This window comes from Pseudomonas sp. R3-56 (genome assembly GCF_051132075.1).
Lineage (GTDB): Bacteria > Pseudomonadota > Gammaproteobacteria > Pseudomonadales > Pseudomonadaceae > Aquipseudomonas.
Genome location: NZ_CP071657.1, coordinates 3,441,188 through 3,460,091, shown reverse-complemented (window position 1 = coordinate 3,460,091; position 18,904 = coordinate 3,441,188). Strand labels below are relative to the sequence as shown.

Below are 18,904 nucleotides of genomic sequence, written 5' to 3'. Positions count from 1 at the left end.
CGCCTTGCTCTGTTCGCCTCATGGACGAGGACTGACCCACCCATTTACCCGAGGTAATCATGACGGATTCCACCGTTGCGATGCGGCTGGCACGCTATGCCCACGCATTCAGGAAACAGCGCCTGCCCGACGAAATCATCCACCTGGTGCGCCAGCGCTTCATCGACAGCCTGGCCTGCGTGCTGGGCGCCTACGGGGCGGCCCCGGTAAAGGCTGCGCTGGGTTATGCCGCTGCCAACCCCGCGACCACCGCCGGCATATTCGGCTCGAACCTGCAAACGACAGCGGAAATCGCTGCCTTCGCCAACGGCCTGATGGTTCGTTTCCTCGATTACAACGATGGCTACATGGGCTTGGAGCCGGGCCATCCGAGTGACAACGTCCCGGCCTGCCTCGCCGTGGCGCAAGCCGAGAGCGCCACCGGCGCCGAACTGATTTCGGCCATCGTCCTGGCCTATGAGATCCAGATGCGCTTGCAGGATGCGGCAAGCTTGAACAGGCGTGGCTGGGACCACGTCAATTACATCAACGTCGCGATGGCAGCGGCGGCTTCCAACCTGATGAAGCTGGACGTCGCGCAGACCGAGCAAGCCATCAACATCGCCTTGAGCGGGCACTTGGCAATGCGCCAGGTGCGCAGTGGAACCTTGTCAGACTGGAAGGGCTGTTCGGCCGCCAATGCCGCGCGCAACGCGGTTTTTGCGGCTCAGCTGGCGCGCCATGGCATGACCGGGCCGTCGCCGGTCTTCGAGGGCGAGATGGGGTTCTTCAAGCTGGTTTCAGGGCCGTTCGAGCTGGACACTGATCGTTTTGCTACGCCCGACAATGACGACTATGCGATACGACGCTCGCTGACCAAGACATTCCCCACCAACGGCGAGCTGCACACCGCCGTCTGGGCCGCGCTGGATATCCGCAAGCGCATCGACAACGTGAATGACATCGCTGCCATTAGCATCGAAACGTCCGAATTCAACCGTCGTGTCCTCGCGGACACCGCGGAGAAATGGTTGCCGAAAACCCGCGAGACTGCGGACCACAGCCTGCCCTATAACGTCGCTCGGGCATTGCTCGACGGGGATATCACTATCGCTTCGTATTCCGCGGAAAAAATCGCCGACCCCGCGGCGATTGCCTTGATGGACAAGGTCAGCGTCACGGAGGATCCGGCGTTGACGGCGCTGTTTCCACGGCACCTTGCCAATCGTGTCAGTGTGACGCTGGTCTGTGGTGAACGGGTGGTGAGCGAGATGATCACCGGCCCCGGGTCAGTCGAAACGCCGATGACCGATGGGGATTTCGAGCGGAAATTCCGGCGCATGGCGATGCCGCATATCGACGCGTCGGCACAAGACCTGGTGCTTGGGTTCGTCGCCGGGCTTGAGCGGCAGACGCAGTTCAATTCGTTGTTTGCGGCGATGGCTGTCGCCCCCATTGCGGACCAGAAACCGGCTGCTCTGCGCGTTTGAGAAGCTTCGCGAGCAGGCTCGCGAAGAGGCCAGTCCATTCAACATCTCCATCGCCTGAAACGCCGCCATCGCGAGCAAGCTCGCTCCCACAGGTCATGTGCCGTGCTTGGATGCTCTGGATGGCGCAGATCTAAGGTGGGAGCGAGCCTGCTCGCGAAGAGGCCAGTCCATTCAACATCCCCATCGCCTGAAACGCCGCCATCGCGAGCAGGCTCGCTTGTATGGTAGGACTTGAAGGGAGGAGGAGGGACTAGGCTCGATTCTGACTGTTAGCCGCAGTACAGACCGTGGGAGATTTCACCCCTCCTCCTTTCACCCAAGCGCCGATAAAGAATGCATCTGGCCTAGACCGACGATAGGAACAAGCCTGCGCCTCTGGGTGAACCCTTCAAGTGTTCAAACCTTAGCCCGGAGGATTTTCAATGGCAATGCCCGTCGCCACCGCCCAGCCGATCGTAGGTGTGGATGTCGCCAAAGATGAGTTGGTGATTTATCACGCCCAATCCGATCGACTCGAAACGATCCCCAACACCAAAGCTGATATCAAAAAGTGGCTCAAGGCATTACCTGCGCCCGTGGATGTCGCCATCGAAGCCACGAATATCTATCACCAGGACTTCGCCGATCTGGCTTATGCGCATGGCTGTGTGATTTATATGATCGGCGGTTACGAACTCAGTCATTACCGCAAAGGTGTGAAAGTGCGCGCTAAAACCGATGCGCTGGATGCTCGGTTGTTGGCTCGCTACTTGAACAACGAAGGCCACCAGTTGCACCCTTGGTCCCCGCCATCGCCCCTGTATTGCAGGCTTATAAGCCTTTTCCGGCGACGGGCAGCCTTGGTTCAGGCGCGTGTCAGCCTCAAGCAAAGCTGGTCGAACGAACCGTTGCTCAAAACGGCCTTTGAGAACCAGATAAAGGCCATGCAAAGACTCGAAATTTTGCTTGAGAAAACAATCCAGACGCAGTTGGATGCAGCCGGTTTGGGCAGTCAGCTCAAGCGCTGCATGAAAGTCGAAGGCATCGGTCTGTTAAGCGGTGCCCGTTTGCTCACGTCGTTCCAGCGTGGAGATTTCAGAAATGCCGATGCCTTCATCGCTTTTCTGGGGCTGGACCTGCGCATATCGGACTCGGGAAAAAAGAAGGGACGCCGCTGCCTGTCTAAGCGAGGTGATCCGGAGGCACGCCGATTGATGCACAACGCCGCGATGTCGGCGAGTCGCACAGCGGCGTGGAAGGGATTTTACGAGGGTTTGAGGTCCCGAGGGCTCAGCACAACCGAGGCATTGGTAGCGCTGGCCCGCAAGCTTGCCCGAGTGGTATTCGCTCTGTTGAAGAACCAGAGCGAATACTTACCAAAAGGCATTTAGGGGCTAGTCCTGCACCATAGAATCTCCCACAGGGTGATGTGCCGCGCATGGATGTTCTGGATGGCATAGATCTATGGTGGGAGCGAGCTTGCTCGCGAAGAGGCCAGTCCATTCAACATCCCCATCGCCTGAAACGCCGCCATCGCGAGCAGGCTCGCTCCCACAGGGTGATGTGCCGCGCATGGATGTTCTGGATGGCGCAGATCTAAGGTGGGAGCGAGCTTGCTCGCGAAGAGGCCTCACAGGCAGGGAATATCTTTCGTCCGCAGGAGCGCCCGGAGCGGACTTCAACGGCGCCCAATGTCGGTCGCCGTTGGCAACGTCCCGGTATAACGAGCGCGAGGCCGGCTCTCGTGGTGCTGGTTGTATTGCTCGCTGGCATGGGCGATCCAGCCGATCGAGCGACCTACCCCAGCCAATGAAATTTCCTGTCCGCGCAGTCCCATTTTCCTGCCGATGAAACTCACCAGGAGAATGAATTCAGGCGGGTATGCAACGAGTTCCGAGGCCACCGAAAAGGCTTTCTGCAACCTGACGAATTCACTGTCGCCATCAAATACTGCGGTCAACGCGGCCATAAGGTTGCTGGCTCGCGGGTCGTTGAGCGAGTGCACATTGGGGCCGAACCCGACGATGTGTCCGTCCTGGTTGTAGCGCTGCAGGATCGGTCGAGTAGGGTCCGCGGCCGTACAGATTTCCTCGATCATCCGGCTGGCGGCTTCATTTCGTCCATAGGCGATCTTGTGGCCTCGCGCGGCGGCGAGCGCGGCGATGACCGCATAATAGGGGGTAGCGCCGGTGGTGGCGGCAACGCGGACGCTGTGAGTGGTGTGGTCCAGTTCATGATCGATGCTGAGAATCAGCAGGCGCCGGATTAGATCGGCATGCGCTGGCGGGGCGCCGCAAGCCTGGGTGATGAACTCATGCAAGGGCTGGTTGCTCGGTTCGGTCGCCCCCACGACCAACGCGGCAAACCAGCGCACGACATCGGCGCCGGTACGGGCGTAACTGTCAGGGGAAAGGTCGAAGGCCTTGGGATTTTCTCGTTGCACCAGGGGGAACAGGGCGATGGCTTTTTCCTGGGCGGACGTGTGTTCATAGATCTTCAACAGCTTGGCAGTGTCCTTCGGGGTGCGAGGCAGCGACGTGCCGAACGCCGAAGGCACCTGCCAGATCAACTCGGCGACTTCTTCGACGGTTGAACGATCAGCCAGCTCGACGACATTGTGGCCGCGATAAAACAGGCCATCGTCCGTTATCAGCGTAATCGCGCTGTCCGACGGCGTCGTACGCTTGGCAACGGGCTTGTCTTGCGCCGGTACTTTCACCAGTCGTTGGATGTCTTCTGCCCAGTAACGCCGCTTGGGCGAGCCGGCAATCTTGATGGAGCGGATATTTTTGCGGCTGACATAGGCGTACAGCGTCGGCAGGCTGACCCGGAGTATGGCTGCCGCCTCTTCTGCCGAGAGGTAAAGGCCTTCTTGTTCTGGCATGACCGGTCCAATCGAATTGATGGAGAGGTATACATGTTTATTGGATTTACCGTCCTGTAGTCAATGTGTATCGGCGCCGGGTTTCAACTTTGTTTTTTCTATCCAGGCTGCGTCTGACGAGCCTTATCCAGCAGGGATGTTGACGGAAAAAATCAAGATTTACAGCGTTTCGCCCCCTATGTAGATTTCGGCTGCGCAAGAGTTGTTCACATTGATTTTCGAAGATCGATAACAATAAAAACGAAAAGGTGAAACGCATGGCTTGGTTAGGTTTCGCAATGGTCGTCACGTTTATGGCATTGATCATAAGCAAACGACTTTCCGCTGTGACGGCACTCATTCTGGTCCCGGTCGCGTTTGGCCTGGCCAGTGGAGCAGGACCGGAACTGGGCGCGATGGTGATGAACGGCGTCAAGCAAGTAGCGCCCACCGCGCTGATGTTGATGTTTGCAATCCTCTATTTCGCAATCATGTTTGACGCGGGGCTCTTTGAACCCGCCGTACGAAAGATTCTGCGTTACGTGGGCAACGATCCTCTGCGCGTGGTCCTGGGCACTGCGCTGCTGGCCACGGTCATTTCTTTCGATGGTGATGGCGCAACGACGGTCTTGATTGTAACCACTGCGTTCCTGCCGCTTTACCTTCGCCTCGGCATGAACCCGCTGATCCTGGCGTTGATGCTGTTGTTGACCAATACCGTGGTCAATCTGATTCCCTGGGGAGGGCCGGTGGCCCGCGCCGCCAGTGCGCTTCACCTGGATGTAGCCGAGTTGTTCCTGGGGTTGGTGCCGGCCATGTTCGCGGGCCTTGCCTATGCGTTTGTCGTGGCGTTCTGGATCGGTCGCAGAGAGCGCCATCGCTTGGGCTGGACGGCCGCTGCCAAGGACGCCGCGCCGGAAGATGTCGTCTTGCCGACCACGCATTCCGAGACGCATCGGCCGAAGCTTTTCTGGGTCAATCTCGCGCTCACCGCTGGGCTCATGTATGCGATGGCGACAGGGCTGACGCCTTTGCCGATGTTGATGATGGTGGGGCTTTCCCTGGCGCTGCTTATCAACTATCCACGGCTGGCGGAACAGAAGGCCAGAGTCGCGGCGCACTCCGAAAGTGTCCTGATGGTCATCGCCCTGATATTTGCATCAGGTGCGTTTACCGGGATCTTGTCAGGTACCGGCATGGTTGATGGGATGTCCGAAAAGATTGTGCAATTGATTCCCGACGACCATGGCCAATATTTCAGCATCATTACCGCGCTCGTCGCCTTGCCACTCAACTTCCTGTTGTCCAATGACGCGTTTTTCTTTGGCATCTTGCCGGTACTGGGCGCGGCGGGCGTCGAATACGGTATTGACCCGATGCACATAGCGCGGGCCTCGGTGCTGGGCCAACCGGTTCACGCATTAAGCCCTTTGGTGGCGGCGGTTTATCTGATCAGCGGAATCATCAAGCGTGACATGGGCGACATGCAACGCTATTGCCTGCTCTGGGCGATCGGCAGCAGCCTTGTCTTGGTTGTAACCGCGGTCATTACCCGGGCGATTATCTGATTCATTAACGCGTAGCGCCGAAGTTTGAAGGACGCCGAGTTGCGTCTGCTCACGTCAAAATAAAAATAATAGATGAGGTGGTCGATGAAATCGATTAACGCCGTCGCTATGACGTTGCTGTCGACAATGTTTGTGTCTGAATTGGCTCTTTCAGCAACGATCAGTTATCCGGACCGGTTCCAACATGAAGGAAAGTTGAATGCTTATCTGCGCTCGGTTTATATCAATACTCGAATATCTAACGATTTGATCGAAGACCGTTTTGGCGGTTTTCCGGACGGCAACAAACTGGGCGGTACCGGAATCGGCGCAATTCTGGATTACAACTCAAGTTATTGGGCCGGCGTCGTAGGGTTTGACGCCTCGTTGTATGGCGTGGCAATGATCGATTCCAAAGATAACGGCCGGGACTTGTTCGATGACAGCGATGGCACGAATGGCGGTTTCGCAAAAGTCGGGCAGAGTTATTTCAAGCTGCGTTATGAGGGCGATGGCTGGAACGTCGATTCCCAGATGGGGCGGGGTCGGTTCGATGCGGGAACGCTGGTCACGCTCGACACGCGGATTGTCCCTGGGTCCTACCAGGGAGGTCGGGCTCATTTGAATTTCACCGAGATGGGCATTGGTCCGCTTCCCGGCACGCTGGGGTTCGAAACGGCCTATATCAACCGTACGTCGCCTCGGGACAGAGAAGAGTTCGAGCACTTGCTGAGTCAGTCGGGCGAGGAAATAAAAGACCTGTACACCTACGGCGTCAAATACGACCTGAAGGCCATCGAACTTGGCTACGACCATGGCGTATCGCGGGACTTCAATGAAAACACTCGATACGGACTCACGTTGAAAGCGCCTCTCGGCGATAAAGCCGGGATCGTACTGGACACTCAATATTATGAGTTCGAAAAGGCCGGACGTATCTGGGAGCGTGATTGGCAGGCCGGCCAGGCCGCTTATGACGATGATGCGAGCTGGTTGAATATCAACGTTGGTTTGTTGCTCGACAAACTTCGCCTGGGTGTTTCGTTTTCCGAGACCAAAGCCGAGTTGAGCAATGGACAACTCGGTTATGCCTACTTTGATCATGCGGACAATGTCGACGGCAGGATGGATGCCTGGACACGCTCCGGCAACGATTTCAATAACGATGGCGAGCGAACCTGGCAAATCGGCGCCGAATATGACTTGAGCGGACATTCTTTATTGGGGGCTTCGCTGGACGGTTTCAAAGTCATGACTATTTATAAGCAAGGTCAGTTTGACGCCACCGACCCATTCAGCGGCCGCCGCACCGATGTGACCGAGCGGCAGAATGAATACCGTCTTTATTATCGCTTTGATGAAAAGGAATACGCCGGGCTCTCAGTCGGCTTGATTTATATCGATTACCGCATTGACCAGGATTTTGTCGCCTTGATATCCGCACAACCCGACAACGTAGTCAGCGGCTCGGAGGCCAGGGTGTATCTGGATTACGCATTTTGAACGCTGGACGTTTCTATCAAGAGGTCCGTGATGCTTGATCATCGCCATAAAATAGTGGTTACACAGCGGTTTTTCGACGCCATGGCCAGCGACTTTCTGCAGAACCATGGCTGTGAGGTGGTTGTCGCGGAGCTGGCGCCCGGCCAAGCCGATGGTGACCTGAGTGAACGGCAGCTGATCGACCTGCTGGCAGACGCCGACGGTTGGATCGTCGGGCACGCGAATGTCACGTCCAGCCTGCTGGGTGCACTGCCGCGCCTGCAAGTCATCGCCCGTCGCGGCGTCGGTTATGAGCGGGTCGATACGGCAGCGGTGGCAGCGGCAGGGAAGGTGGCGACCATTGCTACTGGCGGCAACGATGCCAGCGTCGCCGACCACACCGTTGCGCTGATGCTCGCCGTCTGCCGTCAACTCAAGCGCTGCCAGATGGGCTTGTCGGGCAATGACTGGTCGATTCCCCTGGGCGGTGATCTGTACCGCAAGACGGTTGGCATCGTCGGGTTGGGCCGGATTGGCCGGGGTGTCCTGCAGCGCTTGTCCGGGTTTGAAGTCAGGCCGCTGATCTATACGCCTCATCCAGGCGGCGCCGAGGCCGACGGTGATTTTGTTGACCTGGATACGCTGCTCAGGCAAAGCGACTTCATTACCCTTCACGCGCCGCTCAATGCGCAAACCCAAGGACTGATCGATGAGCGCGCCCTGAACCTGATGAAGCGTTCCGCGGTGCTTATCAACACCGCGCGGGGCGGGTTGGTGCGCGATGCCGATCTGCTGCGGGCCCTGCGCGAAAAGCGAATCGCAGGGGCAGGGCTCGACGTCTTCGAAAGCGAGTCGGACCCCTCGCTCTTGCCGGTGACCGAACAACTGATTCAGCTACCGAACGTGATCGTGACGCCCCATGTCGGCGCGTCCACGGTGGAAGGGCTCAATCGCACCAATCTGATCGCCGCCCAATGCGCGGTGGCCGTCCTGGAAGGACGCAGCCCGCCCAGCCATTGCGTCATCGTGGACGGACGTCGAACTGTCGGCTGCGAGAGCCGCATGGATAACCGGCCATGAGTCGCGAGGAAAATCCGCCGGTGCATCCCGACCTGGCGGCCGTGGTCGACGCGCTCCGGAAGCAGGGATTGCTGCCCGTCGTTCATGGAGATGTGTACAGCGTCCGGGCGCATCTGGAACGGATCAATGCCTGGGCGGCGCAACGCAGCGTGCCGCTGTCCTACGAGCGCACCCTGGGCTTCGCCGTCGACGGGCGGACGGTGCCCTGCAAACTCTATTGGCCGGAGGGCGATGAGACGCCCTGCTTGATGTTCTACTGCCATGGCGGCGGATTCCGCCACGGTTCGCTCGCCGGCTGGGACGCACCTTTGCGCCAGTTGGTGCGCGACAGTGGCCTGGCGGTGCTCTCCATCGACTATGCGCTAGCGCCGGAACATCGCTTTCCGGTGGCGTTCAACGAGGTGGCGGTGATCATCAGCCGGGTCATCAAGCTCGGCGCTATCACCGACTGCCCGGTACGCGGCTATGCCCTGGGCGGCGATTCGGCAGGCGCCAATCTCGCCTTGGGCGTCGCCATTGCACTACGCGACGCGGGAATCGATGCGTTGCGGCAGCTATTGCTGTTCTACGGCAGCTACTCGCGGGACCTGACCTCCGATTCCTGGCAGCGACTTGGCGGCTACGGCGGCCAGAATCTGTCGGTCGAGACCATGCACGCTTACTGGGCCAGCTACCTGGCCAATGACGAGGCCGACTGGAGGGTGCAGCCGATCATTGGTGAATTGGCGGGCCTGCCGCCGGTGCGATTGGTGGTCGGTGAACTGGATCCGCTGGTGGACGAAAACCGTGAGCTGGCGAGTCGATTGCAAAGCGCGGGCGTGACAACAGATCTGCAAGTACTCGCGAACATGCCTCACGGGTTCATTCGCTTCAATGAGGTGGCTCCTGTCGCACGCAACGTCATCGCTGCGCAGGGCAACGCCTTGCGCAAGGCATTTTCCGGACGGGGAAACTTTCCATGAGTATCCGCCAAGCCTTCAGAGGAATTTGCGTGGGGGCGGTCATTGTCGTGGCAGCCAACGCGATGGCGGCCGGCACGCTTCCCGTCGGTCCCGCTGCCGGAGACATGCAGCTGTCGCCGTTTTATCGCTGGTCTGACGCGATGCCTGCGCAGCCTGGCGTGCTGCTGCGCAGCGAGGCCATGGCGGTTCAGGCTCAAATGCCTGCCGCCGCGCGGGCCTTGCGTCTGCTCTACAGCTCCATCGATCAGCGCTGGCGGTCCGGTCTCGTTCCGGTCAGCGGGGCGTTGTATCTGCCGGCAGGAAATCCTCCGGCCGGAGGCTGGCCGCTGCTGGCCTGGGCTCACGGCACGCTGGGCATCGCCGATGCCTGTGCGCCTTCCTGGGCGGGATTGCGTGAGCGTGACGCGGCGTATATCAATCGCTGGCTCGCGCGCGGCTTTGCGGTTGTGGTCAGCGATTATCAAGGCCTGGGAGGACCGGGACCTCATCCCTATACGTTCTGGCAGGCCGAGGGACGCTCGGTCCTGGACTCGATTCGCGCTGCCCAAGCCTTCAAGCCAGGCCTGATCGCCAATCGCGTGGTCCTGGCCGGACAATCCCAGGGCGGTGGGGCGGCGCTGGGCGCGGCGATCCTTGCTGGCACCTACGCACCGGAACTGCCCATTCTGGGCGCGGTGCTCACTGCACCGAACAGCACATTCCCCGAAGGCCCCATCAAGCTGCCGCCGCGCCAGTCCAATACGGTGTTCCTGGCAATGGCGTCAGGCGCGTTGCGTGAGGACGGGCCACCGATCGAAGGCATCCTGACGGCCAAGGGGCTCGAACTGTTGAGCGTCGCCCGGCAAGGCTGTACCCGTGATATTGGGCAAAAGTCCAAGGCGTTGCAGATTGGTTCGTTTGCCGAGCTGTTCACGATCACCCCAGAGGCGTTGAACGCTGCGCGCATTCCAACGACCGATATGCCCCAGGCGTCGATAGCCTTCCCGTTGTTCATTGCCACGGGCCAGGCGGACCATACCATTACGCCAGAGCGGCAATACGCGGTCGCGGCGGCGTTGTGTGCCGCTGGCAATCCTGTGACGTGGCGGACGTATGAAGGCCTGGGGCATGACGGGGTGTTGCATGGTTCGCTGGACGACATGTTTGCCTTTGTCGACGCGTGGTTCGATGGACAGAATCACGCTTCCAATTGCTCCAACCTGCAGAAACCCGGTGCGCCAGGAAAAAGAGACGTGGCAGCACCGTTCAACGACGACTGAGTCTATGGGAGCGAGCCTGCTGGCGAAGGCGGTAACGCAGGCTGTGGAACACGAGCCGCCACGCCAGAGCAGGTCCCCGTGGCGAGGGAGCTTGCTCCCGCTGGCCTGCGCAGCGGGCCCCGGCAGTCTTTCAGGCAGACCGCATCCACCGGTTTGCGACTGCTGCGCAGCCGAGCGGGAGCAAGCTCCCTCACCACGGGATTTCGAGGCGTCTGGGCTGGCGCGTTCGCGAGCAGGCTCGCTCCCACCTTGGTTCGGGTTCACCCATCGAATACCCACCGCTTCGTGCCTCAATGCAACGAATACCGGGCCAGAGCCTCATATGACTAATGAGCGGCGCCGCTGATGTCGGCAGCCGGTCCGGTTTTTTCTTCACGACAGGGATTTTTATGACGACGGCTGAGAAAAATCATGTCGACTGGCTGGTCGAACAATCGATGCTTCACGCGGCGCGGCAGCGGGCCAAGCTCTATTCGGGGCAAGGACGCTTGTGGCAGCAGCCCTATGCGCACACCCGGCCCCGTGATGCTTCAGCGCTTTCCTCAGTGTGGTTTACCGCATACCCAGCCTCCATCGTCACCCGGGAAAATGGCACGGTGCTCGAGGCGCTGGGCGACGAAACCTTGTGGCACGCCTTGTCGAAAATAGGCATCCAGGGCATCCACAACGGTCCGCTGAAAAGATCCGGCGGCCTGCGCGGCACTGACTACACCCCAACCATCGACGGCAATTTCGACCGTATCAGCTTCGACATCGACCCGGAACTGGGCACCGACGCTCAACTCCAGGCACTGACCCGCATGGCCGCTGCGCACAACGCGGTGGTCATCGACGACGTCATCCCGTCCCACACCGGCAAGGGCGCCGATTTTCGTCTGGCGGAGATGGCTTACGAAGACTATCCGGGGCTCTACCACATGGTGGAAATCCGCGAGGAAGACTGGCCGCTGCTGCCCGAGGTCGGGGAGGGGCGTGATGCCCAGAACCTCACCGCCCAGCAGGTGGATGCCCTGCGGGACAAGCACTACATCGTTGGCCAGTTGCAGCGGGTGATCTTCTTCGAGCCTGGCGTCAAGGAAACCGACTGGAGCGCGACGCCGATCATCATGGGCGTCGACGGCAAGCCACGGCGTTGGGTTTACCTGCACTATTTCAAGGAAGGGCAGCCGTCGCTGAACTGGCTGGACCCGACCTTTGCCGCGCAGCAGATGATCATTGGCGATGCGCTGCACGCCATCGATGTCATGGGGGCGAAAATCCTCCGGCTGGACGCCAACGGATTCCTCGGCGTGGAGCGCAAGCTCGATGGCACCGCCTGGTCCGAAAGCCATCCGCTGTCGATCACCGGCAATCAGTTGCTCGGCGGGGCGATTCGCAAGGCCGGCGGTTTCAGCTTCCAGGAATTGAACCTGACCCTCGACGACATTGCCGCCATGTCCCACGGCGGGGCGGACCTGTCTTACGACTTCATCACCCGACCGGCCTACCAGCACGCCCTGCTGATGGGCGACACCGAATTCCTGCGCTTGATGCTGCGCCAGATGCACAGCTTCGGCATCGACCCGGGCTCGCTGATCCACGCCTTGCAGAATCACGATGAACTGACCCTGGAGCTGGTGCACTTCTGGACCCTGCATGCCCACGACACCTACCTGTATCAAGGCCAGACGTTTCCCGGCAGCATCCTGCGCGAGCACATCCGCGAGCAGATGTACGAACGCTTGTCCGGCGAGCATGCGCCTTATAACCTGAAATTCGTCACCAACGGCGTGTCTTGCACCACGGCGAGCATCATCACCGCCGCCCTGGGCATTCGCGACCTCGACGCGATCACAGCGGCCGATATCCAGCAGATTCGCCAGGTGCACCTGCTACTAGTGATGTTCAACGCCATGCAACCGGGCGTGTTCGCCTTGTCTGGCTGGGATCTGGTGGGAGCGTTGCCGTTGCCGGCGGAACAGGTCGAGCACCTGATGCGCGACGGCGACACGCGCTGGATTCATCGCGGTGCCTACGACCTGGTCGACCTCAACCCGGAAGCGCCGCTGTCAGCCGGGCAGATGCCACGTCCAAAGACCTTGTACGGCAGCCTGCCGAGCCAGTTGAAAGATCCGGATTCGTTCGCCTCGCAACTGCGCAGGATCCTGGCCGCGCGCCGCGCCTACGACATCGCGGCGAGTCGCCAGATCCTCATCCCGGACGTCGAGCATCCGGGGCTGCTGATCATGGTTCACGAACTGCCGGCCGGCAAAGGCACGCAGATCACCGCGCTGAACTTCGGTTCGACGCCGATCACCGAAACCCTGCACCTGCCCGGTATCGCACCGGGGCCGGTGGTGGACATCATCAACGAGCGGGTCGAAGGGGATCTCACGCCCGAGGGTGAGTTCACCATTACTCTGGATGCGTTCGAGGGGTTGGCGCTGCGGGTGGTGAGCAGTTCGCCGATGATCTAGCCGGGCCCGGCAGGCTCAACGGGGCTTGGTCCAATATCGGCCGACGGCCCCCGGTGATCCCTGCACGGGGTCCCGATCAGGAAACGGTAGCGCGTCGATGTTTGCCAGTTGCGCCGCGCTCGGCGCTTCCCGGCAGATGTCGGCCTGCTGGCCCGGTGGATACGCTCCGACGACCAGGAAATCTTCGCTGGAACCCAGGTTGCAATGCCCGGTGCCAGCAGGCAGCAGCAACACGTCGCCTGCCTGGACGCCGATCACTTGGCCATCGGGGCCGCCGATCATCAAGCGCGCCTGACCGCTGGCGACGCCCAGAACTTCGTGGCCCTCCGTGTGGTAATGGTGGAAATCGTAGATTCCGTAGCGCCATTGCGGCGGCCAGCCGTTGCTGCGAAACATCTCTTCCAGCTGGGCGGCCAGATCACCTGCCTGGGCAGTCATCGCGTCACGGTAGATGATCACCGGCAGGCGCGGATGGTTGGGTACCCAATCGTTGCGTTCCAGCATCAGGGTCTGAATGGACTCCGATGCCGAGTTCAGTGTGCTCATCGATACATCTCCATCGCTGTAGCCGAACCCAGGAATGTGGGAGCGAGCCTGCTCGCGAATCGGTGTGACAGACGACATTGATGTCGAATGTGCCGCCGTCTTCGCGAGCAGGCTCGCTCCCACAGAATCTAATGGGCTAGACGATGTTTGCGATGCGAGAGTTCAACGTCGCTGACCGGTGCCGCTCGTCAACGCTTCTCCTTCATGATCCGCTCGACTTCGCCCGACGCCTTCAGCGCTTCGAAGGCGCGCTTGGCCCTGGCGACCGTCTCGTCCGGCGTGCTCAGGCTGAAAGCCAGGTAGACCCGGTGGGGCTGCTCGTCGAGGGCATAGACTTCCTCCAGCTGATTGAAATCCATCTGGGCATCCTGGCTCATCAGGCGTGCCGTGTTCTCCGGCATCGGCACCAGTTGGACCTGGCGGTTCAACAGTTTCTGGAAGTTGTCGTGGTTGTTCGCCGACACGACCAGACGACTGAAGCCACGTTCTTGCAGATAGATCTGCTTGGCGTCATTGCGTATCACGCCGATGCTGTACTGCTTGGCCTCTTCAAGGTTGCGGATAATGATGGGGTCTGTGTCTCGCAGCTTGTAGAGCCGGCTGGTGGAACGATGGATTTCACCGACCCACTTGAACAGCTGTTCCCGGGCCGGGGTGCGATCGAGTGGGAAAATCAGCACGTTGGGCTCGCGCAAGGCCATCTCATAAGCCCGCGCCCAGGGATACAGCGCCATGCGGAAATCGCTGAGGTTGGCCTGTTGCAGCGTGTCGGACGCAATATGGATACCGGGGCCGACGAGTTTGTCATCGCGCAGATACGCGTAAAGCGAATCCTCGGTCACGACCTCGATCGTTTCGGCCTGGCTTGTGAGGCTGATCAAGGCCAGGAGTACGCAGGAGCAGAGCAGCAGAGAGTGGCGCATACAGACCTCGACGTTGACGGATCTTCAGAGGGAGACGCGGTTGCGTCCCTGGTGCTTGGCCCGGTACAGCGCCTGGTCGGCGCGTTGCATCAGTGGATCGAAATGATCCATGGTCTCGGGGTCCAGCTCGGCGACGCCGATGCTCAGGGTGACGAAGGGCGAGACCGATGAGCCGCTGTGGGGCAGCTTGCGTTCGGCCAGGGCGGCGCGCAGCCTCTCGGCCGCCTCGCAGGCCTGCTGCGCGTCGATGTTGGGCAGCACGACGACGAACTCTTCGCCACCTACCCGTGCGGTCAGCTCGCCCGAGCGCCCGAATACGTCACGCAGGGTTTCGGCTATCTGTTGCAGGCACAGGTCGCCGTTCATGTGGCCGTAGGTGTCGTTGTAGATCTTGAAAAAATCCACGTCGCACATGAGCACCGCCAGCGGCGTCCTGTGACGCATGGCGCGGCGGAATTCGACTTCCTTCAGTTCGTCGAAGTGGCGACGGTTGGCCAGGCCGGTCAAGGCGTCGTGGCGGGACAAGGCTTCGAGGGCCTGGTTGGCGGCCTTGAGTTCCGCCGTGCGCGCCTCGACCAGTTCGACCAGTTGATCGCGGCTGGCGGCGATCGCCAGTTCGTCCGAACGCTGGCGTTCCAGGTGCGCGTGGAGATTGTCCTGCAGTTCGTTGACCTGGGTTTCGAGCAGGCTCAGTTCGTCCTGGCGGTTGACCGAGCGCTGCAATTTGAGGTGACGCTTGAGAGTTTGCGGAGCGAGCTCACCCAAATGCCGGGCGATATGCACAACATGGATGGTCACCAGGCGGTTGAACATGGTCATGACCAGCCCGGCCAGGAGCATCGATTGGATGATTTGCGTGATGACGATGGTGCGTGCTTCGCCCCACAGACGCTTCCAGAGCAGTTGGTTATCGCCCTCGATGATCAGCTCGCCGACTTTTTCATGGGCGCCGAGATAGGGTTGCGCGATGAGCTGGCGCTGCAATACCGGTGCCGAGCCGGCGTTACCGCTGGTGTAGCGGTTGAGTTCGATGATTTCCGGTGAGCGGCCGGGCCGCAGGACATTCAGGACCACGCGTCCGACCGGCGCTGCACTGGCGACACTGTAGAGCTGCTTGTCCAGGGACTCGCGATCCATTTCCCAGATGGCGTGGGCCAGGGTGTCCTGGAACACCTGGTCAATCAGCCCCAGCTCGGAATTCATCTCCGCCAGGTTGCTTTCCCAGGCCAGCCAGGTGCGCCATGTCACCATCGCCACGGTGAAAATCAGACAGAACAGCAGCGTCGCGAGCACCAGTCGACGCCCCAGGGAGCTGAGGGCCTTGGCCTGTGGTCGTTGAAAGGGCGCCGGGGCGAATTTGCCGTCCATCTCATAACCACTTGCGCGCGATGGCATCGTAGACGCCGTTGCGACGAATGGCCTCCAGGCCGGCGCGGAATTTCTCGACGGTTTGCGCCGGCGTGTTGCGGCTGAATGCCATGTTCAAGCCGTCGGCGCTGCTCAGTTCGGGCAGCGGCAATGACCGGATGAGGACTTTTTCCGGGTCTTCGCCATTCTGCCGAGTCAGGTACAGGGCGTTGAGTTCGTTGGAAATCCACAACTCCACATGGTCGACCTTGAGCTTGCGGTAGTTGTGTTCGTATCGTGTGCTCGATTGCAGATCTTCGCCGATGCGGAACCCCTTCGAGACCAGGTATTGCTCGCCGACGTCCTGATTGACGGTCGCGATCTGGTGCCCATGGGCGTCGGCCAGGGAGTTGAGCTTCACTGGCCGCTCAGCCAGGGAGTAGATGTACCACTGGGTCGGGGCGATGGCGCCGATCCACTGGAAAAGCGCTTCGCGTGCGGGCGTGCGGACGATCGAATAGATCAGGACATTGCTTTCATTGAGCGCCAACTCGTACGCGCGGGCCCAGGGCATGGGCTGGATCGACGCCTGGACGCCGATTTCCTTGAGCACGGCCTCGACGACCTCGGTGCTCATGCCGGTCACGCGTCCGTTCTGCGTCATGTTGTAGGGCGGCAACTCCTCCGTGACGATGCGCAGCGGCGGCTCAGCCGCGATGGCCAACGCCGACCCACCTGCAAGCAGGAGCATCAGGACGCCAGACATCAGTAAGCGGTTAAGCTGCAAAGCCATTGATCATCACCCTATGCGACCAGCAGAGCCTGACGAGGCCGGAGGGCCGCCGTCACACAGGTTATCGGCCAGGTGGAGGGCTGCTTGAGGAGAGCGTTCGATTGTCGGGCTGACGGCTCTATCCCGTGGTCGCCAGAACCATCGCCGGTGAACCTTGCGTCGATACAGCACTCACTTGTCAGGTAGTTACCTCGGCTGAGCCGACTGTTTTTTGCCGATAAGGAATTCGCATGGACCAGATTTCGAGCCCGCATGTCCTCCCCGTCGAACGCGAATTCAGCCCGCGCGCGGTCATCACGGGGATCGTGCTTGGCATCCTCCTGACGCCCTCTAATGTCTATGCCGGATTAAAAATCGGCTGGTCATTCAACATGTCGATCATTGCCTTGCTGGTCGGATACGGCATCTGGCAGGGCCTGGCCAAACGCTCGGCTGCGGCGCTGCCGTGGACGTTGCACGAAAGCAACATCAACCAGACCGTCGCGTCGGCAGCGGCGTCGATCATCTCCGGCGGGCTGGTCGCGCCCATTCCGGCGTACACCTTGCTGACCGGCCAGCAACTGGACCCGGTGCCGATGGTTGCCTGGGTGTTTTCGGTGAGCTTCCTGGGCATCTGGATTGCCTGGTACCTGCGGCCGTCATTGCTCAATGACAAGGCGCTGAGGTTTCCCGAAGGCATGGCGACCCTGGAAACCCTCCTGCACATCTACAACCATGGCCAGGAAGCCGCGACGCGGCTCAAGGTCCTGCTCGGCGCGGCGCTGCTGTCCGGGCTCGCCAAGTGGGTGGATACGTTTTGGTGGACCATCCCGCGTTGGTCGCCGAACGCCCAGTTGGAGCGCCTGACCTTTACCGCAGACCCTTCGTTGTTGCTGGTGGGGTTCGGCGGCATCATCGGCATCCGCGTCGGCTTGACCCTGCTGCTCGGCGCGCTGCTGGCGTGGGGCGGGTTGGCGCCGTGGCTGCTGGAAAATGGCCTGGTGCAGTTACCGCCCGGCAGCAGTGGACCGCAATTTGCGGTGCTGGTGGAGTGGCTGCTGTGGCCGGGGGTGAGCCTGATGGTCTGCTCGACGCTGGCTTCCCTGGCGATTCGCCTGTGGGCCTTGCACGGTTCCACCAAGGCCAGCGGCGCGGCGACCTGGGTGATTCCCAAGGCCGGCCCCGCCCTCGGTTTCCTGTTGGCGATCATTCTGGTGGTAAGCCTGCAAGCGCTGTTGTTCGGCATCAATCCGTGGATGGCGCTGCTGACCATCCCCTTGGCCATCTGCCTGGCGGCGGTGGCGGCCCGTGTGGTTGGCGCCACGGGTATTCCGCCTATCGGTGCCATCGGGCAATTGTCCCAGTTGAGTTTTGGCATCGTCGCCCCGGGCCAGGTGCCGATCAATCTGATGAGTGCCAATACCGCCGGCGGTTCGGCCGGGCAATGCACAGACTTGATGAACGATTTCAAGGTGGGCCGAGCGATCGGCGCCACGCCGCGCAAACAACTGCAGGCGCAGACCCTGGGAATCTTCATCGGCAGCATCGTCGGCGTGCTGGCTTATCTGGCGCTGATCCCGGACCCCCAGACCATGCTGCTCACCGAGGAGTGGCCGGCCCCGGCGGTCGCCACCTGGAAAGCCGTGGCACAGACCCTCACCCATGGCCTGGACTCACTGTCAGCCAGCATCCGCTGGGCGATTTTCATCGGCGCCATCGCCGGCTTGCTGCTGGGCATCCTTGACAGCCTTCTGCCGGCCCATCGGTCCCGCTACCTGCCAAGCACGGCGGCCTTGGGCCTGGCTTTTGTCCTGCCGGCCTCGGTATCGCTGATGATGGCCCTCGGCGCCGTACTCACCTGGCTGGTGAGCTGCCGCTGGCCAAGCCTCACGGAACGCTTCGCTATTACTGCGGCGGCGGGGTTGATTGCGGGGGAGAGCATTACCGGGGTAGGGGCGTCGTTGTGGGAGATGGTTGGGAATATGTGAGTAGGGGCATCTATGAGTGTGCAGTTTACATGTGCCTGCAACCCACCGTGGCGAGGGAGCTTGCTCCCGCTGGGCTGTGTAGCAGCCCCCTCTCAAAGCACTTCGGTGTGTCTGGCTGATCTCATAGACTGTTTTGGGGCCGCTTCGCGACCCAGCGGGAGCAAGCTCCCTCGCCACGGAGAGCGGTTTGGCGGTGCAGTGGGGGCTCGTGTTCTTTGGCTGGTATTCGTG

General features: G+C 60.7%; 14 protein-coding genes. 9 read left to right on the top strand and 5 right to left on the bottom strand.

Annotated elements, in window-relative coordinates; all coding sequences use genetic code 11:
• Positions 1–59 precede the first annotated feature (59 nt).
• Positions 60–1,469, top strand: a complete 1,410-nt coding sequence (locus J3P96_RS15370) for an MmgE/PrpD family protein (RefSeq protein WP_434652101.1) — start codon at positions 60–62, stop codon at positions 1,467–1,469.
• A gap of 422 nt (positions 1,470–1,891) precedes the next feature.
• On the top strand, positions 1,892–2,839 hold the full coding sequence (locus tag J3P96_RS15365) for an IS110 family transposase (protein WP_434623735.1): 948 nt from the start codon (positions 1,892–1,894) through the stop codon (positions 2,837–2,839).
• A 287-nt stretch (positions 2,840–3,126) separates the two neighbouring features.
• On the opposite strand, the gene J3P96_RS15360 is transcribed toward J3P96_RS15365, so the two are convergent.
• Positions 3,127–4,332: a citrate synthase gene (locus J3P96_RS15360; protein ID WP_434652099.1), complete on the bottom strand. Its 1,206-nt coding sequence runs from the start codon at positions 4,330–4,332 to the stop codon at positions 3,127–3,129.
• A 257-nt stretch (positions 4,333–4,589) separates the two neighbouring features.
• Here J3P96_RS15360 and J3P96_RS15355 point away from each other — a divergent pair, with 257 nt between their 5' ends.
• From J3P96_RS15355 to treS, 6 genes are all read left to right on the top strand, one after another.
• The gene (locus tag J3P96_RS15355) at positions 4,590–5,879 is read left to right on the top strand and encodes a CitMHS family transporter (RefSeq protein WP_434652097.1); all 1,290 of its coding nucleotides are present in this window, start codon (positions 4,590–4,592) and stop codon (positions 5,877–5,879) included.
• An 84-nt stretch (positions 5,880–5,963) separates the two neighbouring features.
• Positions 5,964–7,361, top strand: a complete 1,398-nt coding sequence (locus J3P96_RS15350) for an OprD family outer membrane porin (RefSeq protein ID WP_434652094.1) — start codon at positions 5,964–5,966, stop codon at positions 7,359–7,361.
• Positions 7,362–7,391: 30 nt separating this feature from the next.
• Positions 7,392–8,420, top strand: a complete 1,029-nt coding sequence (locus J3P96_RS15345) for a phosphoglycerate dehydrogenase (RefSeq protein WP_434652092.1) — start codon at positions 7,392–7,394, stop codon at positions 8,418–8,420.
• Complete coding sequence (locus J3P96_RS15340) at positions 8,417–9,382, top strand: alpha/beta hydrolase (protein ID WP_434652090.1); 966 nt, start codon at positions 8,417–8,419, stop codon at positions 9,380–9,382. The genes J3P96_RS15345 and J3P96_RS15340 overlap by 4 nt, the downstream gene beginning before the upstream one ends.
• A complete protein-coding gene (locus J3P96_RS15335; RefSeq protein WP_434652088.1) occupies positions 9,379–10,641 on the top strand; it encodes an alpha/beta fold hydrolase in 1,263 nt (420 codons plus the stop codon). Before J3P96_RS15340 ends, J3P96_RS15335 begins: the two co-directional genes overlap by 4 nt.
• A 389-nt stretch (positions 10,642–11,030) precedes the next feature.
• The gene (treS, locus tag J3P96_RS15330) at positions 11,031–13,097 is read left to right on the top strand and encodes a maltose alpha-D-glucosyltransferase (RefSeq protein ID WP_434652086.1); all 2,067 of its coding nucleotides are present in this window, start codon (positions 11,031–11,033) and stop codon (positions 13,095–13,097) included.
• 15 nt (positions 13,098–13,112) lie between these two features.
• Here the strand turns inward: treS and J3P96_RS15325 are convergent, their stop codons facing one another.
• From J3P96_RS15325 to J3P96_RS15310, 4 genes are all read right to left on the bottom strand, one after another.
• Positions 13,113–13,643, bottom strand: a complete 531-nt coding sequence (locus J3P96_RS15325; RefSeq protein ID WP_434652083.1) for a cupin — start codon at positions 13,641–13,643, stop codon at positions 13,113–13,115.
• Between the two features lie 188 nt (positions 13,644–13,831).
• Positions 13,832–14,566 carry a substrate-binding periplasmic protein gene (locus J3P96_RS15320; protein WP_434652081.1) on the bottom strand — a complete coding sequence of 245 codons (735 nt, stop codon included), beginning with the start codon at positions 14,564–14,566 and terminating at the stop codon, positions 13,832–13,834.
• Between the two features lie 24 nt (positions 14,567–14,590).
• Positions 14,591–15,934 (bottom strand): GGDEF domain-containing protein, encoded by a 1,344-nt coding sequence (locus tag J3P96_RS15315; protein ID WP_434658190.1) that lies wholly within the window; start codon positions 15,932–15,934, stop codon positions 14,591–14,593.
• Between the two features lies 1 nt (position 15,935).
• On the bottom strand, positions 15,936–16,706 hold the full coding sequence (locus tag J3P96_RS15310; RefSeq protein WP_434652079.1) for a substrate-binding periplasmic protein: 771 nt from the start codon (positions 16,704–16,706) through the stop codon (positions 15,936–15,938).
• Between the two features lie 230 nt (positions 16,707–16,936).
• Here J3P96_RS15310 and J3P96_RS15305 point away from each other — a divergent pair, with 230 nt between their 5' ends.
• Complete coding sequence (locus tag J3P96_RS15305) at positions 16,937–18,673, top strand: OPT family oligopeptide transporter (RefSeq protein WP_434652076.1); 1,737 nt, start codon at positions 16,937–16,939, stop codon at positions 18,671–18,673.
• Positions 18,674–18,904 lie beyond the last annotated feature (231 nt).

Excerpts from the sequence above, each read along its gene's own strand:
- J3P96_RS15360 (WP_434652099.1), bottom strand. The coding sequence starts at position 4,332 with ATGCCAGAACAAGAAGGCCTTTACCTCTCGGCAGAAGAGGCGGCAGCC.
- J3P96_RS15340 (WP_434652090.1), top strand. The coding sequence starts at position 8,417 with ATGAGTCGCGAGGAAAATCCGCCGGTGCATCCCGACCTGGCGGCCGTG.
- J3P96_RS15305 (WP_434652076.1), top strand. The coding sequence starts at position 16,937 with ATGGACCAGATTTCGAGCCCGCATGTCCTCCCCGTCGAACGCGAATTC.
- J3P96_RS15370 (WP_434652101.1), top strand. The coding sequence starts at position 60 with ATGACGGATTCCACCGTTGCGATGCGGCTGGCACGCTATGCCCACGCA.
- treS (WP_434652086.1), top strand. The coding sequence starts at position 11,031 with ATGACGACGGCTGAGAAAAATCATGTCGACTGGCTGGTCGAACAATCG.
- J3P96_RS15320 (WP_434652081.1), bottom strand. The coding sequence starts at position 14,566 with ATGCGCCACTCTCTGCTGCTCTGCTCCTGCGTACTCCTGGCCTTGATC.
- J3P96_RS15345 (WP_434652092.1), top strand. The coding sequence starts at position 7,392 with ATGCTTGATCATCGCCATAAAATAGTGGTTACACAGCGGTTTTTCGAC.
- J3P96_RS15315 (WP_434658190.1), bottom strand. The coding sequence starts at position 15,934 with ATGGACGGCAAATTCGCCCCGGCGCCCTTTCAACGACCACAGGCCAAG.
- J3P96_RS15335 (WP_434652088.1), top strand. The coding sequence starts at position 9,379 with ATGAGTATCCGCCAAGCCTTCAGAGGAATTTGCGTGGGGGCGGTCATT.
- J3P96_RS15310 (WP_434652079.1), bottom strand. The coding sequence starts at position 16,706 with ATGGCTTTGCAGCTTAACCGCTTACTGATGTCTGGCGTCCTGATGCTC.
- J3P96_RS15350 (WP_434652094.1), top strand. The coding sequence starts at position 5,964 with ATGAAATCGATTAACGCCGTCGCTATGACGTTGCTGTCGACAATGTTT.
- J3P96_RS15355 (WP_434652097.1), top strand. The coding sequence starts at position 4,590 with ATGGCTTGGTTAGGTTTCGCAATGGTCGTCACGTTTATGGCATTGATC.
- J3P96_RS15325 (WP_434652083.1), bottom strand. The coding sequence starts at position 13,643 with ATGAGCACACTGAACTCGGCATCGGAGTCCATTCAGACCCTGATGCTG.
- J3P96_RS15365 (WP_434623735.1), top strand. The coding sequence starts at position 1,892 with ATGGCAATGCCCGTCGCCACCGCCCAGCCGATCGTAGGTGTGGATGTC.